This window comes from Chryseobacterium taeanense, from assembly GCF_900099685.1.
GTDB lineage: Bacteria > Bacteroidota > Bacteroidia > Flavobacteriales > Weeksellaceae > Chryseobacterium > Chryseobacterium taeanense.
Genome location: NZ_FNDW01000002.1, coordinates 504,910 through 518,627, shown reverse-complemented (window position 1 = coordinate 518,627; position 13,718 = coordinate 504,910). Strand labels below are relative to the sequence as shown.

Sequence of the window (13,718 nt, the reverse complement as noted above, 5' to 3'; positions counted from 1 at the left end):
TTCAAACACTAAAAGTTAAACTGAAATACCCGTTTGTTCTTTTAGCTGCGCAAATCTTCCAAAAATTGTTCCAAAGAATGAAGATCACTAATCAGAACCTCCCTTGCCTTCGCTCCGTTAAATCCGCCTACGATTCCACTTGCTTCCAGCTGATCCATAATTCTTCCCGCTCGGTTGTATCCTAATTTCAACTGTCTCTGCAGCATAGATGTAGAACCCTGTTGTGTGGAAACGATAATTCTCGCTGCTTCTTCAAACAAAGCATCTTTTTCATTAGGGTCAAAAGCAGCAACACTTCCTGAAGAATCTTCAGAAGTATATTCAGGAAGGATAAATGCCGAAGCATAACCTTTCTGCTCACCGATATATTCAGCCAGTCTTTCAACTTCAGGGGTATCTACAAACGCACACTGAAGCCTTAATATTTCATTTCCGTTAAAATAAAGCATATCTCCTTTACCGATCAGCTGATCTGCACCTGGAGAATCGAGAATTGTTCTTGAATCTACACTGGAAATCACTCTGAATGCTGCTCTCGCAGGGAAATTTGCTTTAATCATCCCCGTGATAACATTTACAGACGGTCTTTGTGTGGCAACAATCAGGTGAATTCCCACGGCTCTGGCCAGCTGCGCAAGTCTTGCAATTGGTAATTCAACTTCTTTTCCTGCGGTCATGATAAGATCCGCAAACTCATCCACCACCAAAACAATGTAAGGTAAGTAGCGGTGCCCGTTTTCAGGATTAAGTTTTCTTTCAGTGAATTTTTTATTATATTCTTTTAAATTTTTACAAAATGCATTCTTAAGAAGATCATATCTTGTATCCATTTCAATACAAAGAGAATTAAGGGTATTGATTACCTTATTCGTATCAGTAATAATCGCTTCTTCAGCATCCGGAAGTTTTGCAAGGTAATGTCTTTCTATTTTTGAATATAAAGAAAGCTCCACCTTTTTAGGATCTACCATTACGAATTTCAATTCGCTCGGATGTTTTTTATAAAGCAGCGACGTTAAAATCGCATTAATTCCCACCGATTTCCCCTGACCTGTTGCTCCTGCCATCAGCAAATGCGGCATTTTTGAAAGGTCGGCCATGAAAATTTCATTGGATATCGTTTTCCCGAAAACCACAGGAAGATCCATATCCGTATTTTGGAATTTTTGGGAGGCAATCACAGAACGCATGGATACCATCGTAGGATTTTTCCTCGGAACTTCAATACCGATGGTTCCTTTACCAGGCATCGGAGCAATAATACGGATTCCCAATGCGGAGAGGTTCAGTGCAATGTCGTCTTGAAGTTTTTTAATGGCCGCAACACGAATTCCCGCTTCAGGAACAATTTCATATAATGTTACTGTCGGGCCGATGGTCGCTTTAATTTCTGCAATTCCTACGTTAAAGTTTTTCAGGAGTCCGACAATTTTATTTTTATTTTCTTCTAATTCTTCCTTATTAATAGAAATTTCCTCGTTTCCGTAATCTGTCAGAAGATCAACAGGTGGCATCTGAAAATTGGCAAGATCAAGCTTATGGTCATAAAGACCGTGCTTTTCTACCAATTCCTGGGATTTTCTGTCAGAATCATCCAGAATATCAATTACTGGAGCAACTTCTACTTTAAATTTAATATCATCGTCTGTCGTAACTGCTGTAGAAGTTGTGGATTTAACATCAAAAGCCTGCTCCGGACTTGAAACAGGAACCGAAGGCTTCGTATTAAGATTCAGATGCAAGGGTTGTGAAAAATCATTTTTATCTTCTTCAAAAGAAGTTTTGTTCGGTGTTACAATTGTTTCCACATCCGTAGAAAGAGGGGTGTCGACCGTTTCCCGATTTGACTTAGGGTTTACAATTTCCGTTACCGTAATCTTAGAAGGATTAATTTTTGTATTTTCAGCTTCTTCAATAAGTTCGTCATCCGCTTCAAAGTTTTCATCGGAATTAGGAAACATAGATTTTACTTTTCCAATCGTATTTTCATTAATGTCATTCAATTTTGACTTGATAGAACTTGGACGAAGATTAAATTCTAAAATAAAATATAAAGAAATACTTGCTACCAAAACAAGCCAAAGCCCGATTGTACCGATGATGGCGTTGAGGGAATCCATAATCTGATATCCATACACTCCGCTGAGAACGCCTTGTCCTTTGGTAACTGCACCGAAAAAAATAGGCAGCCAGCAGATGAAAAACAATGAATGTCCAACAGTTTTCCAGGGCTTAAACATTTTCTTTTTAAGAATGACTGTTCCGAAAACTAAAAACAAAAATGCAATGATAAATGAGGCTACACCAATGCTTTCGAAAATAAAAAGATTCCCGAGCCAGTCGCCGAGTTTACCGAAAAGATTCGAAGATTTTATGCTTTTATCCAGCATCGTTCCTGCCTGGCTCTGATCTGCCTTCCAATTCATCAGGTACGAAACGAATGAAAAGGTAAGAACTACGGAAAAAAGTATGAAGGTAAGCCCGAAAAATACCCGCGGCTTCGATAAAAATTTGCCTTTTTCAGGCGATTCCTGTTGCTTTTTTTGTGTGTTTTTATCCATAATATGTTGTGGCAAATTTAATGTTTTTCGACATTAAAAGAGACGGTTTAACGAAAAGAAAATTTATTTCTTTTGCTTGAAGAATTATTAATCGATTCACTGTTTTCTGTTACTAAAATATTTAAAAATAATAAATGTGATTTAATTTTTTAACCAACCTTCTATTACAATAAAACAATATAGAATATCAGTTTTTAGAGCGTAATTGCCGTAAAATTGCTTTAAAATATTGTAATTGTATTAATCATCATCAATTTTAAAAAGTAATCTGTGAATTGCTTGGTTTTTATCAATGAAAAAATTATTATTAAGAATCTTTCAAAATAACGATTCTGTGTCTTAAAGTGACAAAAAACAGTTTTTTTTAACGGCTTTGTTGTTTATCATCCTTATTTTTGCCTATCAAGTATATATTATTATCATGAAGAAGATCCAGGATATTCTTATCTCGACCAGAACAATGGCTGTGTTGCTGCTGGTGTACGCATTTGCGATGGCATATGCAACGTTCCTAGAAAACGACTACGGAACTCCAACAGCAAAAGCATTAATCTATGAAGCGTGGTGGTTTGAGCTTATCATGCTTATGCTTATCCTCAATTTTATAGGAAATATCGGAAGATACAGACTGTGGAAAAGAGAAAAATGGCCGATTTTGGTTTTTCACCTTGCATTTGTATTGATATTCATCGGAGGGGCTATTACACGTTACATCAGTTTTGAAGGAATAATGCACATCCGGGAAGGGGAAACTTCCAATGAAATCGTAACGGACAAAAATTTCCTTAAAATTCAGATTGAAGAAAAAGGCGATGTTTTAAATTATCAGGATATCCCTTATCTAATGTCACCTTTACATAAAGATCTGCAGGCAACGTATGATTTTCACGGAAAAGAAGTGAAAGTAATTGCAAAAGAATATGTTCAGCGAAAAAAAGACAGTCTTCTTGCTGATCCGAATGGTGCAGAATACCTTCATCTGGTATCCACCGGACAAACCGGAAGACAGAATATTTTCATCAAGCCGGGTGAAACCAAGTCAATTAACGGAACTCTGGTAACTTTTAACAGACCTATCGAAGGCGCGGTGGAGTTTAAAAATGAAAACGGTAAGTTATTCATCAAAACGCCTGTTGATGCAAGTTATATGACCATGGCAACTCAGGCTACGGGAAATACAAAAAAAGATGAATTCCAGCCTTTGGCTTTAAGAAGCTTATATTCAATTAATGAGCTAAAACTGGTTGTTCCTGAAGGTCTTAAAAAAGGAAAATTAATGGCAATTGAAGGTGACAGAAAGAAAGATCAGAATGTTCCCGATATGCTGACGGTAGAAATTCAGGGACCAAAAACAAAACAGCTCGTAGATCTTTCAGTAGAAAAAGGAAATCCGAATGCATACAAACAGGTAACGATGGACGGACTGAATATTATGATCGGTTTCGGACCCAAAATTTACAATACACCTTTCTCGCTTAAATTAGATGATTTCGTGATGGAAACCTATCCGGGAAGTTCATCTCCGAGTGCTTACGAAAGTCATATTAAAATTATTGATGAAGGAAAACAGACTCCTTTTAAAATCTATATGAACCACGTTTTGAATCATAAAGGTTACCGATTTTTCCAGTCAAGTTTTGATCCTGACAGAATGGGAACGGTACTTTCCGTAAACCACGATTTCTGGGGAACACTGATTTCTTATATAGGCTATACTTTTCTGTTCGGCGGAATGTTCTTTATGTTCTTCTGGAAAGGAACACATTTCTGGAAACTGAATAAAATGCTGAAAGATGCCAATAAAAAAAGAGTGGTGACCGTACTTTTATTGTTATTAAGTTTCGGTCTGAATGCACAGAAAATAGAAACACACGGAACTTCTGACGGAAGCAGAGAGCATATTCATGTAGAAGGTGAAAATCACAACCACGCTCAGGCTTCGGAAACTGTTAAACCACAAGGAGCGCAGCCATTCACAAAAATGAAAGTGGTTTCAGCAGATGAAATTATTGCAAGAAATAAAATCAGTGCAGAACATGCTGATAAATTCGGATATCTTTTAGTTCAGAATTTTGAAGGTAGAATTGTTCCTATCAATACAGAAGCTCTTGATATTTTAAGAAAACTGTATAAAAAAGACGAGTTTAAAGGGACAGACGGAAAATCTTTAACGGCAAACCAATGGTTTTTATCAGTGAATATCGATACTCCAAGCTGGACGATGGTTCCGATGATTAAAGTGGGAACAAAAGGTGGAGACGAACTGAAAAATAAAACAAAGGCAGACGATGAAGGATACACTTCTCTGATGAATCTTTTCCCGGCGGATGCCAACGGAAATTTAAGATATATTCTTGAAAGCGATTATAATACTGCCTTCCGTAAAAAACCGGCTGATCAGACAAATTATGACAAAGAAGTTATCGCAGTAAACGAAAGAGTTCAGATTTTCAACGAGTTTTTCAGCGGTCAGTTTATGAGAATAGTTCCCGTGAAGAATGATCCGAATCATACATGGCATTCTTGGCTGGATCAGAAAATGGAACCTGATGTAGAATCTCAGGAGGTGATGGGACCATATTTCGCGGAAGTTTTGCAGGCTCAGCAATCAGGAAACTGGTCAAAAGCAGATGCACAGTTGAAAAAACTTTCAGATTATCAGCAGAAATGGGGAAAAGCTGTAGTTCCTGCAAAATCTAAAGTTGATCTTGAGGTTTTCATGAATAAAGTAAATATCAATTTCAAATTATTGATTTTCTATACTATAATTGGAGGTTTGTTATTGATTTTAGGCTTTGTTGAATTATTTAAATCTAATAAAGTTTTAAATAAATCGATTAAAGTAATCATTGTTATAGGAATTGTAGGATATGTTTTCCATTTCTTAGGATTGATTGCCAGATGGTATATTTCAGGCCACGCACCTTGGAGTAACGGTTATGAAGCAATTATTTTTATTTCATGGGTAGGAATTACAGCAGGTTTATTACTGTACAGAAATTCAAATGCACTGATTCCGGCAGCCGGATTTATGGTAGCGGTTATCATGATGGGATTTGCGCACGGAGGATCAGCACTTGATCCGCAGATCACGCCGCTTGTTCCTGTGTTGAAATCGTACTGGCTGATCGTACACGTAGCGATTATTACATCAAGTTACGGTTTCTTTGCATTATCCATGATTATTGCAGTAATCAGTTTAGTATTCTACATTATTTCAAATAAGAGTACTTATAAAATTCATCACGATACGACTTTAAAGGAACTTGCAATTGTTTCTGAAATGTCTCTTACAATTGGTTTATTCGCCCTTACAGTCGGTAACTTTTTAGGTGGAATCTGGGCTAATGAATCATGGGGTAGATACTGGAGCTGGGATCCGAAAGAAACATGGGCTTTCATTTCCATTATGATATATGCGTTTGTACTTCACATGAGATTAGTTCCGGGGCTAAGAAGCAGATGGGCTTTCCATGTTGCAACCATGTTCGCATTCTGTTCGATGGTAATGACGTATTTCGGAGTAAATTATTACCTGAGCGGACTTCACTCTTACGCAGCAGGGGATCCAGTTCCTGTTCCGGCTTGGGTGTACATCGGACTTGGAACCATGCTGGCACTAGCCATTGCATCTTATGTTAAATTTAAAACTCTGACTAAAAAATAATTTTTTAATTTATAAAACAGAATCCCGGAAAGCAATTTTCGGGATTTTTTTGTTAAATCTTAGCCATTAGGGTTTTCATTTAAAATTAAGGTTTAATTTTTTTTTAATCTGAAACTTAAAAAAACATTAGACAATAAAAATTTTTACATATCTTTATGATATCAAAATAATATCAAATAAAAAAATCTATATCATGGAAAAAATCTTAAAACCAATTTCAGGATACCTTATGTTGGTAATCTGTCTGATATTGTTCATTGCTTCGGCTTATCTTTTTATTACAGGCGTTGAATACAGTGTTACCTTCGTGATTCTTGCATTCCTGGTATTTATTACCTCATGCTTTTTTTTAAAAGGATTAATGATTATTCAGCCCAATCATTCAAGAGTACTGAATTTCTTTGGAAAATATGTCGGAACGGTAAAAGAAAACGGCTTGTTCTTTATCAATCCGCTGTATTCATCACAGAAAATAAGTCTTCGTTCAGAAAATCTTCAGGGCCAAACATTAAAGGTAAATGACAAGATGGGAAACCCGATTGAAATTGCCGTGGTTATCGTATGGAAAGTCGGAGACACATATAAAGCAGCTTTTGATGTTGAACGTTATATGGATTTTGTAAGAATGCAGAGTGAAGCTGCAGTTCGACATCTGGCAATGAGTTTTCCTTATGACAATCTGGAAGACGATCATGCGCCGATTACACTAAGGGAAGGCGGAGACAAAATCAATGCTATCCTTGAGCAGGAACTTACAGAACGGCTTTCAAAAGCTGGCATTGTTATTCAGGAAGCAAGAATCTCGCATCTTGCCTATGCTTCAGAAATAGCGGGAGCAATGCTTCAGAGACAGCAGGCAACAGCAATTGTGGCAGCAAGAACCAAAATTGTGGAAGGCGCTGTAGGAATGGTAGATTTAGCTTTGAAAAAGCTTTCCGAAGAAAATATTGTTGAGCTTGACGACGAAAGGAAAGCTGCGATGGTAAGCAATTTAATGGTAGTACTGTGTGGTGAAAAAGCCGCAACTCCTATCTTAAATGCAGGAACTTTGTATAATTAGTAGTGAATAATTAATAATTAAAATTTTCGCAAAGTTTGTCATTTGATGAAGAAGAGATTCATTTACTTCGTTCTATTCAGAGTGACAGTGCGACAAAAAAGCATTAGAAACAAAAATAATGAAATCAGAAAAAACTCAGACTTCTTCCGAAAATAAAGGCAAAAAATCTTTTGTTTTAAGGATAGATGAGCCTACATACAAGCTTCTGGAAAAATGGGCAAATGATGAGTTCAGAAGTGTAAACGGGCAGATTGAGTATTTGCTGCATCAGAGTCTGGTCGATTCCGGAAGAAAAAAGAAATAATAAATCCAATGTTATTAACCTTAATAAAATGAAAAAGCAGAGAATTCTCTGCTTTCATTTTTCAATTATATTAATCAAATATCGTACTAAAATAGTTGCTGATTACCGTCCAGAAATTCTTTCCGAGAAAATAAATAAGCGTGGAAGTAATAATTCCTTTAACGGTAAAAAATATAATTCCGCCTATCCCAAACTTTTTAACAAGACTCTTCCATTTAGAGTTTTTCTTTTCGTCGTCAGGTTTTATCGACTTATTAGTTTCCATTTCTGAAATTCAAAAGATTACTATACAAAGATAAGTATGTTTATAATTAGTCCAAATAAAAAGTCGTTAAAAAAAATTAAATTTTGCAGTTCGCTTAATATTTTTAACTTTAGGGAAAACGAAAAGTAAATTTTTTATGTCTAAAAAAGTAAAGGATTTTGGGATTGAAAAAACACTCAAAAATCTAGGAATTAAGGATGAAAATAAGGGAACTTCAACAGGCGGAAAATACTTTGCAACAGGGAAAACGATAGAAAGTTATTCTCCGGTCGACGGAAACCTTATTGCTAAAGTAAAAACTTCCGGAGAGTCGGATTACAACAAAGTTCTTGAGGCTGCAGAAAAAGCTTTTAAGGAATTCAGACTCATTCCCGCTCCCAAAAGAGGGGAAATTGTACGGCAGCTTGGCCAAAAATTAAGACAATATAAGGATGATCTGGGAAAGCTTGTTTCTTATGAAATGGGAAAATCGCTGCAGGAAGGATTGGGTGAAGTTCAGGAAATGATCGATATCTGTGACTTTGCTGTAGGCGTTTCAAGACAACTTCATGGCTACACCATGCATTCGGAAAGACCGGGTCATAGAATGTACGAACAATATCATCCGCTGGGAATTGTGGGGATTATTACCGCGTTCAATTTTCCGGTAGCCGTATGGGCATGGAACACCGCTCTGGCATGGATCTGTGGAAACGTTACCATCTGGAAGCCATCAGAAAAAACACCACTTTGCGCAATTGCCTGTCAAAATATTATGAATGAAGTTTTAAAGGAAAACAATCTTTCTGAAGGAATTTCAAGTGTTTTGGTTGCGGATCATGAAATCGGACAAAAACTGGTAGATGACAAAAGAGTTGCATTGGTTTCATTCACAGGCTCTACAAGAGTAGGAAGAATGGTTTCTACCAATGTTGCCCAACGATTCGGAAAATCGATTCTTGAGTTGGGAGGAAATAACGCAATTATCATCTCAAAAGATGCAGACATCGATATGTCTATTATCGGTGCCGTTTTCGGTGCTGTAGGAACAGCGGGACAGAGATGTACTTCCACGAGAAGGCTTATCATTCATGAAAGTGTTTATGACGAAGTGAAAAACCGTTTGGTAAAAGCATATGGACAACTGAAAATCGGAAATCCTTTAGACGAAAATAATCACGTTGGGCCGCTTATTGACACAGATGCTGTAAATATGTATCAGGAAGCGATTAAAAAAGGTAAAAAAGAAGGGGCAAAATTCATCGTGGAAGGTGAAGTGCTGAAAGGAAAAGGCTATGAATCCGGATGTTATGTGAAGCCATGCATCGCAGAGGTGAAGAATTCTTACGAAATCGTACAGCATGAAACTTTTGCTCCGATTTTATACCTAATCAAATACAAAACTTTAGAAGAAGCCATCGCCATTCAAAATGATGTTCCTCAAGGTTTATCGTCAGCTATCATGACCCAAAATTTAAGAGAAGCGGAATTATTCCTTTCTCATGCAGGATCAGACTGTGGTATTGCCAATGTAAATATCGGAACTTCAGGAGCCGAAATCGGTGGTGCATTCGGTGGTGAAAAAGAAACCGGCGGCGGAAGAGAATCTGGTTCAGACGTTTGGAAATACTATATGAGAAGACAAACGAATACGATAAATTATACAACAAACCTTCCTTTAGCACAAGGAATTAAGTTTGACCTTTAAACAAAACATTACGAAATTCAGAGATTTTTAAAAATTAAAAATTGTCAATTTTTTTAACATAATAATCTCTTTGTTTCTGCATTATTAAAATTTTTATTATTAATCAACCCTAAGATTAATTAAAATGGAACAAACAATTGATATACAAGTAAACAAAGTAAAAGAAACAATAGGAAAGCATGTTTTAGCAGACGGATTCGACTTCGTGATGGATATTGAAAAATCGCACGGATCATGGCTTTACGACAAGCTTACAAACAAAGAATATCTGGATATGTTCTCCATGTTTGCCTCAGCATCCATCGGTTATAATCATCCTTATCTGGTTGAAAAATCGGACTGGCTGGGAAAAATGGCAGTTAACAAACCAACTCTGGCAGATGTCTACTCTGAAGAATATGCGCATTTTATCGAAGTTTTTGAAAGAGTAGTAATTCCTGAAGAGCTGCAATACGCTTTTTTCATCGAAGGAGGAACATTAGCTGTTGAAAACGCCATGAAAGCATGCTTCGACTGGAAAACCCGCAAGAATTTTGAAAAAGGCCTGGATGTAGAAGCCGGAATATGTATCCATTTCAGACAGGCTTTTCACGGAAGAAGCGGATATACTTTAAGCCTTACCAATACTTCTGATCCCAGAAAATATCAGTATTTCCCGATGTTCGAATGGCCGAGAATCCTTAACCCTAAACTTACATTCCCGATCACTGAGGAAAATCTGGAAGAAACCATCAAAAATGAAAGATTAGCTTTATTAAATATCGAAGAAGCCATTCTGATGAATCCTGACAAGGTTGCATGTATCATCATTGAGCCGATTCAGGCAGAAGGTGGCGACAATCATTTCAGAGATGAATTTTTATTAGGATTAAGAAAAATATGTGATCAGAATGAAATCCTTCTTATTTTTGATGAAGTGCAGACCGGAATCGGAATCACCGGAAAAATGTGGGCTTTCCAGCATTTTACAGCAAAACCGGATATCATTTCTTTCGGTAAAAAAACACAGGTTTGCGGAATTTTAGCCAATAAAGAAAAGTTTGATGAAATTCCTGATAATGTTTTCCATGAAAGCTCAAGAATCAATTCTACCTTCGGAGGTAACTTTATCGATATGCTACGTTTTCAGCTGGTAATGGAAGTTATCGAAAAAGAAAATCTTGTAGAGAATGCAAAAATTGTCGGAGAATACTTACTTGAAGGTCTTAAAAAGCTTTCGGAAAAATATCCTGAAAAATTAACCAACGCAAGAGGAAGAGGACTAATGTGTGCTATCGATCTTCCGACTCCTGAACAAAGAAATGCTATGAGAGATGAGCTTTGGAAGGACGGAATGATAATTTTATCCTGCGGTGATCTGTCTTTACGTTTCAGACCACATCTGAATGTTACGAAAGAAGAAATTCAGATTGCATTGGACAAAATAGAGAATAACATTCATAAAATTTAAATTGCGGATTTGTAATTTTCAAAAAAATGTCATAAATTTAGATACTCAAACGTAACAGAACATGGAAAGAAGTACAAGAGTATCAGTTTTTGAAAGTGACAAACCTGCAGAAATTCAGCTTATTAAGTCGAAACTGGATGATGCACAAATTAAAAATTCAGTAGAAAACAATTACCTTACTTTTACCACTACGCCTACGGCAACATCGCTGAAAGTAATGGTGAAACTGGAAGATGAGAAAAAAGCATTTGAAGTAATTGATGCTTATCTCCAGCAAAGTGAAAATCAATAAAAAACAATTTCATAATTTTAAATTTTACTACTTCGAACCGAAAATTAACTTTAATTAATTTTCGGTTTTTTTAGTGAATGAACTTTAAAAATATTACAAGATTATATTTAATTTATATTCTTAATAATTCTTTATTCTAAATAAAATAGTTGTAGCAATGGATTCAGAAATCAAAATGAGAAAGGCAGAAACGGAAGACAGAGATATAATCTGGAATATCTTGCAACAGGCCATAGAAAGAAGACGGAAAGACGGAAGTATGCAATGGCAGGAAGGATATCCCAATCTCAATACTGTAGAAAAAGATATTGAAAATGGTTTCGGATATGTAATGACTGTAAATGGAGAAATTGCCGTATATGCTGCATTAATTTTAAATGACGAACCTGCTTATGATAATATTGATGGCGCATGGCTCAGTAATGGAGAATTCGTTGTTGTACACAGAGTTGCTGTTGATGAAAAGTTTGCCGGACAGGGAATGGTAAAAAAACTGTTTGACCACATCGAAGATTTTACCCGATCTCATGGAATCCGGAGTGTAAAAGTAGATACAAATTTTGACAATATTGCTATGCTTAAAATTCTTGAAAGTAAAAGCTATACTTATTGCGGAGAAGTCTTTCTTGCCGGTGGAATGAGAAAAGCCTTCGAGAAGATTATAATTTAGCCCAAAAGTTAAATCTATTCTCATTGATTGTTTTTAAAGCAATAGATTTATAAACTCTATTATGTTTGTTCGTTTAGTTCAGAACTAATTTTTATTTTTGTCAAAATTTTATACAATGCATAAGAGTATAGAAATTGACGAAAAAATTTTTCAGGATGCCGTAAAATTCTACGGTGTAATTTTCAATTTACCCCCTTTAGCATCAAAAATATATGCGTATCTTTTATTTGATTATGAAAAGGTGGGTATAACTTTTGACGAATTCGTGGAAGTGCTGTCTGCAAGCAAAAGTTCTGTATCAACAAGTATTTCACTTTTACTGAATGCCGAACTCATTGTAGATCACAATAAAATGGATGAACGGAAAAGATATTTTTTTATCAATGACGGTTACAAGAAAATCAGATTTGAAAAAATAGTACAGAAAATGAAAGACGAACTTAAATTATTGGATGATCTCGATAATTTCAAGAAAAATAATGATGATGCTTACAATGAAAAAATAGAAGCTTACAAAGCGCTTTTAAATAAAAATATAATTAATATTCAGGAATCTCTTAATAAACTATAAAATGAATAACAAGCTGATTATACTTTCTGTTGCAGCCCTTTCTTTGGTGGCCTGCAAAAAAGAAGCTCCTAAGCAGGATGGCCCTAAACCATATCCTGTCGTAAATGTGGAAGCGAAAAATATAGTAGGTTATCAGATGTTTCCGGCAACCGTTCAGGGGAAGGTAAACAACGATGTACGTGCTAAAATTCAGGGATATATCACACAGGTTTTGGTAGATGAAGGACAATATGTAACCAAAGGACAGCCTTTGTTCCGCCTTGAAACCAATATTCTGAACGAAAATGCCGCTGCTTCCAAAGCTGGCATCGGTGCTGCTGAGTCTAATATCGCTGCTGCACAGGCTGCTGTAAATGCTGCAAATGTAGAAGTAAATAAACTAAAACCTCTTGTTCAGAAAAATATCATCAGTAATGTTCAGCTCCAGACCGCTCAGGCCAATTTAGCCCAGGCTCAGGCTCAGTTGAAACAGGCTCAGGCAGCTAAAAGCCAGGCTGTCGCCAATTACAAAGGCGTAGAAGCAAACATTCAGTATTCCATTATCCGTGCACCTATTTCTGGTGTGATCGGTAAGCTCCCTTTGAAAGTGGGAAGTCTTGTCGGGCCTTCAGATCAGACTCCTCTGACTACAATTTCAGATACTTCCGAGATCTACGCATACTTTTCAATGAACGAAAAAGAATATTTCGATTTCCTTGAAAAATCTCCAGGAGCTACCATGCCAGAAAAAATTAGAAATCTGCCGATGGTAGAACTGCAACTTGCAAACGGAAGCATTTATCCTGAAAAAGGAAGAATAGAAGCGATCACAGGACAAATTGATCCTACAACGGGGACTATACAATTCAGAGTAGCTTTTACTAATGCGCAGAAACTTCTAAGCAATGGTAACAGCGGAACGATAAGATTCCCTCAACGTTATGACAATGTATTGGTCGTTCCGGAAAGTGCAACCTACGAACAACAGGGGATTGTTTATGTATATAAAGTCGACAAAAGCGATACGGCAAGAAATGTTGTCATCAATGTGATCGACAGAATCGACAATATGGCTTTAATTAAATCCGGAGTTAATAAAGGTGAAACTGTAATCGCAGCAGGTATCGGAGGATTAAAACCCGGAACTGCCGTTAAAAGACAACCTGTAAAAATGGATAGTCTCGTTCAATCTATAAAACCGAAATTCTAAAA

General features: G+C 36.4%; 11 protein-coding genes. 9 read left to right on the top strand and 2 right to left on the bottom strand.

The annotated features are described in order from the left end of the window. Nucleotides 1–41: 41 nt before the first annotated feature. Complete coding sequence (locus tag BLR30_RS05295) at nucleotides 42–2,561, bottom strand: FtsK/SpoIIIE family DNA translocase (protein ID WP_089855817.1); 2,520 nt, start codon at nucleotides 2,559–2,561, stop codon at nucleotides 42–44. A gap of 421 nt (nucleotides 2,562–2,982) precedes the next feature. Between BLR30_RS05295 and ccsA the strand changes: the two genes are divergently transcribed. The 3 genes from ccsA to BLR30_RS05280 all read left to right on the top strand — a co-directional run bounded on the left by ccsA (nucleotide 2,983) and on the right by BLR30_RS05280 (nucleotide 7,592). Further along, nucleotides 2,983–6,228, top strand: a complete 3,246-nt coding sequence (gene ccsA / locus BLR30_RS05290) for a cytochrome c biogenesis protein CcsA (protein ID WP_089855815.1) — start codon at nucleotides 2,983–2,985, stop codon at nucleotides 6,226–6,228. 193 nt (nucleotides 6,229–6,421) lie between these two features. After that, on the top strand, nucleotides 6,422–7,288 hold the full coding sequence (locus BLR30_RS05285) for an SPFH domain-containing protein (RefSeq protein ID WP_089855812.1): 867 nt from the start codon (nucleotides 6,422–6,424) through the stop codon (nucleotides 7,286–7,288). A 118-nt stretch (nucleotides 7,289–7,406) separates the two neighbouring features. Further along, nucleotides 7,407–7,592, top strand: coding sequence for a type II toxin-antitoxin system antitoxin (locus BLR30_RS05280; protein ID WP_089855810.1), 186 nt, complete (start codon nucleotides 7,407–7,409; stop codon nucleotides 7,590–7,592). A 70-nt stretch (nucleotides 7,593–7,662) separates the two neighbouring features. On the opposite strand, the gene BLR30_RS05275 is transcribed toward BLR30_RS05280, so the two are convergent. After that, nucleotides 7,663–7,857, bottom strand: a complete 195-nt coding sequence (locus BLR30_RS05275) for a hypothetical protein (protein ID WP_089855808.1) — start codon at nucleotides 7,855–7,857, stop codon at nucleotides 7,663–7,665. Between the two features lie 136 nt (nucleotides 7,858–7,993). Here BLR30_RS05275 and amaB point away from each other — a divergent pair, with 136 nt between their 5' ends. From amaB to BLR30_RS05245, 6 genes are all read left to right on the top strand, one after another. Continuing rightward, complete coding sequence (amaB, locus tag BLR30_RS05270) at nucleotides 7,994–9,544, top strand: L-piperidine-6-carboxylate dehydrogenase (RefSeq protein WP_089855806.1); 1,551 nt, start codon at nucleotides 7,994–7,996, stop codon at nucleotides 9,542–9,544. A gap of 124 nt (nucleotides 9,545–9,668) precedes the next feature. Then, the gene (gene lat, locus BLR30_RS05265) at nucleotides 9,669–10,994 is read left to right on the top strand and encodes an L-lysine 6-transaminase (protein WP_089855805.1); all 1,326 of its coding nucleotides are present in this window, start codon (nucleotides 9,669–9,671) and stop codon (nucleotides 10,992–10,994) included. Between the two features lie 61 nt (nucleotides 10,995–11,055). Beyond that, on the top strand, nucleotides 11,056–11,286 hold the full coding sequence (locus BLR30_RS05260; protein ID WP_089855803.1) for a DUF2007 domain-containing protein: 231 nt from the start codon (nucleotides 11,056–11,058) through the stop codon (nucleotides 11,284–11,286). Between the two features lie 157 nt (nucleotides 11,287–11,443). Then, nucleotides 11,444–11,956, top strand: coding sequence for a GNAT family N-acetyltransferase (locus tag BLR30_RS05255; RefSeq protein ID WP_089855802.1), 513 nt, complete (start codon nucleotides 11,444–11,446; stop codon nucleotides 11,954–11,956). A 115-nt stretch (nucleotides 11,957–12,071) separates the two neighbouring features. Further along, nucleotides 12,072–12,527 (top strand): transcriptional regulator, encoded by a 456-nt coding sequence (locus tag BLR30_RS05250; protein WP_089855800.1) that lies wholly within the window; start codon nucleotides 12,072–12,074, stop codon nucleotides 12,525–12,527. A 1-nt stretch (nucleotide 12,528) separates the two neighbouring features. Continuing rightward, nucleotides 12,529–13,716: an efflux RND transporter periplasmic adaptor subunit gene (locus tag BLR30_RS05245; RefSeq protein WP_089855799.1), complete on the top strand. Its 1,188-nt coding sequence runs from the start codon at nucleotides 12,529–12,531 to the stop codon at nucleotides 13,714–13,716. Nucleotides 13,717–13,718: the final 2 nt, after the last annotated feature.